Annotated in this window: 2 protein-coding genes, 1 tRNA gene and 1 pseudogene; 1 reads left to right on the forward strand and 3 read right to left on the reverse strand. The window is 62.5% G+C overall.

The genetic code is table 11. The features are described from left to right. Positions 1–29 precede the first annotated feature (29 nt). The 3 genes from ACHIRB_RS19390 to ACHIRB_RS19400 all read right to left on the reverse strand — a co-directional run bounded on the left by ACHIRB_RS19390 (position 30) and on the right by ACHIRB_RS19400 (position 1,337). Positions 30–548: a hypothetical protein gene (locus ACHIRB_RS19390; RefSeq protein ID WP_395126726.1), complete on the reverse strand. Its 519-nt coding sequence runs from the start codon at positions 546–548 to the stop codon at positions 30–32. A 10-nt stretch (positions 549–558) separates the two neighbouring features. After that, positions 559–1,041: an SMI1/KNR4 family protein gene (locus tag ACHIRB_RS19395; RefSeq protein ID WP_395126728.1), complete on the reverse strand. Its 483-nt coding sequence runs from the start codon at positions 1,039–1,041 to the stop codon at positions 559–561. Between the two features lie 219 nt (positions 1,042–1,260). After that, positions 1,261–1,337: transfer RNA gene (locus tag ACHIRB_RS19400), tRNA-Pro, on the reverse strand. 229 nt (positions 1,338–1,566) lie between these two features. Between ACHIRB_RS19400 and ACHIRB_RS19405 the strand changes: the two are divergent. Further along, positions 1,567–2,768 (forward strand): annotated as a pseudogene (locus tag ACHIRB_RS19405) (13E12 repeat family protein). Positions 2,769–2,784 lie beyond the last annotated feature (16 nt).

Genomic DNA, 2,784 nt, shown 5'->3' on the forward strand with positions numbered 1-2,784 from the left:
CACGTACAGATCCTCTCTCAAAACGAGAGTCACTGTCCAAGATCATTGGTACACCCCAACTCCCATTCAACGTCGGGCTGCGCAGCGGTGTGTGGCGGCTTCGGAGGTGGTGCGGTCAGCCGGGCAGAACGTTGTCTGCAGCTCGCATCGCCCTGATGCTTGACCTGGAGTGCGAGCCTGCCGAGGGACGCTTCGATGAACCCGCGTTGCAGCGGTGGCTCGAACATCACGAGGTCGTCTTCGCGCACGATGCCGGCCTGCTCGGTTTCGCAGTACACACCAAGGTGTCTTTCTGCGTTCCGAGAGACCGTACGCATGACGCTCGGGCCTTCGCCTAGACCCGGGCTTGCGATGCTCATGATGTGCATCGGATACAGGTCAGCGAACGTCCCGGTGGGGGTCGCGAATACCGCCAGCTGCGCGGCCTCACGGATCGCAACGTGCGGCGAGAAAGTTCGCAGACGAGTCGCGCAATTGGCAACCGACCCGCCAGGCCGATTGGCCGACGCGGTGCCGATCGACGGGACGTCAGGTCGACGATTCTGCATCAGATCGCCGCTAATCGGTCAGGCACTCCACAAACGCACGAAAGTTGGGGGCTAGAGCGAGATCCTCGCCGACTTCGGTGTCGAACCAGGTGACAGACGGCTCACCACTCAGCCCCACCAACCGGTAGTCGAGTGCAATCCACCAATGCCCGTCCCCGCACAAAGCCACTACCGGCTCGGGCAAACCCCACTCTTTGACCAGATAGGGCGAATCGAGCAACGAGATGCCGCTGGCCTCGCCTATTCCCGCCAACGCGGCGAACTCGACGTGGCCCGGCGCCCACGAGGTTGGAGCGCTGGTCGGGAATTTGTGCCAGCAGCTTGCGACCGCACCACCATTCTGGATACGCAGCAGGTCAATAAGACAAGCAGGAAGCGAGACGCCCAGAATGCGTTCAGCGCCAGTGACCGCCTCGTCTGTCAGTTGTGGTTGAACGCCGTAGGTACTGCCTCTGCACCAGAACGAGTCCCGCAACTCGGCAAACGATGTCACGAACTAACCCTATCCACAGGCGAGCGGACAATCCGCTCGACTGCCCGTATCCAGTTCGAGGGCCTGATGCAGCAGCTCACCCGATTGGGTTCGGCAAGTGTCGCAGACGGATTCGCCGGGCGCGGCGAGGTTGCGGCATACCCGACGCTGCTTTCGGACCAATTTCAGTCCCCAAATGGTCCGCCCGAAGGTTGTCGAATGACCAAACCACCTCTGACCTGGTCGGGCTGACAGGATTTGAACCTGCGACCACTTGACCCCCAGTCAAGTGCGCTACCAAACTGCGCCACAGCCCGTTCACGCCCAACTGCGGGCGCTCGAAGAGGTTACCCCAAGCGACTCACCTAGAGCCAATCGCTATCCGGTCGGTGGTCAGACACGATAGAACCCTTCTTCGGCTAACCAGAAGTCGCAACATCGGAAACAGGAACACCACTAACACGTCCAGCCACATCTGCATCGAAACTGTCTGCCACCCAGCATCTTTCACAGAAACGTGTCGGTGCCTCGCGATACGCTTCGCACATGCTTTCGAACCCAGCGTCCGGCCCCGACACCGTGGTCGACGCTGCCTTCGACGCCATCGATGCAGCCCTGGAAACTTTGCGCGACAACGGATTCGGCACCCTCACCACTGCGCAAGAACGCATCGCCGCCGAAAAACGTCTCGAAACCTTCGCCCGCGCAATCCCCAGCCTCGGCCACCTACTGATCGCCGCACTCGCGACCGACTGGATCCCCGGCGAACTCGGCGACACCCGGCTCGCCGACACTCTCGCGGACCAGCTCCGAATCACCCCAACCGACGCCCGTCACCGCGTCCGCACCGCCGAACAACTCGCCCCTCGCATCAGCCTCACCGGCGAGCAACTCGACCCGATCTACCCCGCCACCGCCGACGCTCAAGCCGACGGCGCCATCAGCGACGCCCACGTCCAGATCATCCGCGAATTCTTCAACCAACTCCCACACGACATCGATCTCGATACCCGCGAACACGCCGAACGCACGCTCGCTCACCAAGCCCGCACACTGCGCCCCGACCAACTCCGCAAGGTATCCGAACGCCTTCTCGCCTACCTCAACCCGACGGACACTTCGACGACGCAGACCGCGCCCGCAAACGCAGCTTCATGTTCGGCAAACAAGGCCCAGACCTGATGACCAAAGGCGAATTCGTCATCGACCCCGAATTACGCGCCTACCTCGAAACCATCCTCGCCAAATACGCCCGACGCGGCGTGTGCAACCCCGACGACACCGAATCAGCCGTCGACGCCGACCCCACCGAGACAGCCGCCGCCCGCGACCGCCGCAACCCCGGACAACGCAACCACGACGCACTCAAGGCTGTCCTCCGCGCTACCCTCGCCACCGGCAATCTTGGCCAACACCGAGGTCTGCCCGTCACTGTTGTCGCCTCGATGACCGTCAAAGAGCTGACCGACGCCACGGGCACCGCTACCACCGCGGGCGACACCGTGCTCCCGATGCGCGACATCCTCAAAATGGCGCGCCACGCCTACCACTACCTCACCATCTTCGATGACGACGGCCGCCCCATCTACCTCGGCCGCAGCACACGCATCGCCACCGGCAACCAACGCATAGTCTGCTACGCCAAAGACCGCGGATGTACTTTCCCCGGCTGCTGGAGACCCGCCAACCTCTGCCAATGCCACCACGTGCGCCACGAGGCGCTGTTATCCATATCGGAGGTGAAATGACTCCGAAGTGATTGTG

Source organism: Antrihabitans spumae (assembly GCF_043944905.1).
Lineage (GTDB): Bacteria > Actinomycetota > Actinomycetes > Mycobacteriales > Mycobacteriaceae > Antrihabitans > Antrihabitans spumae.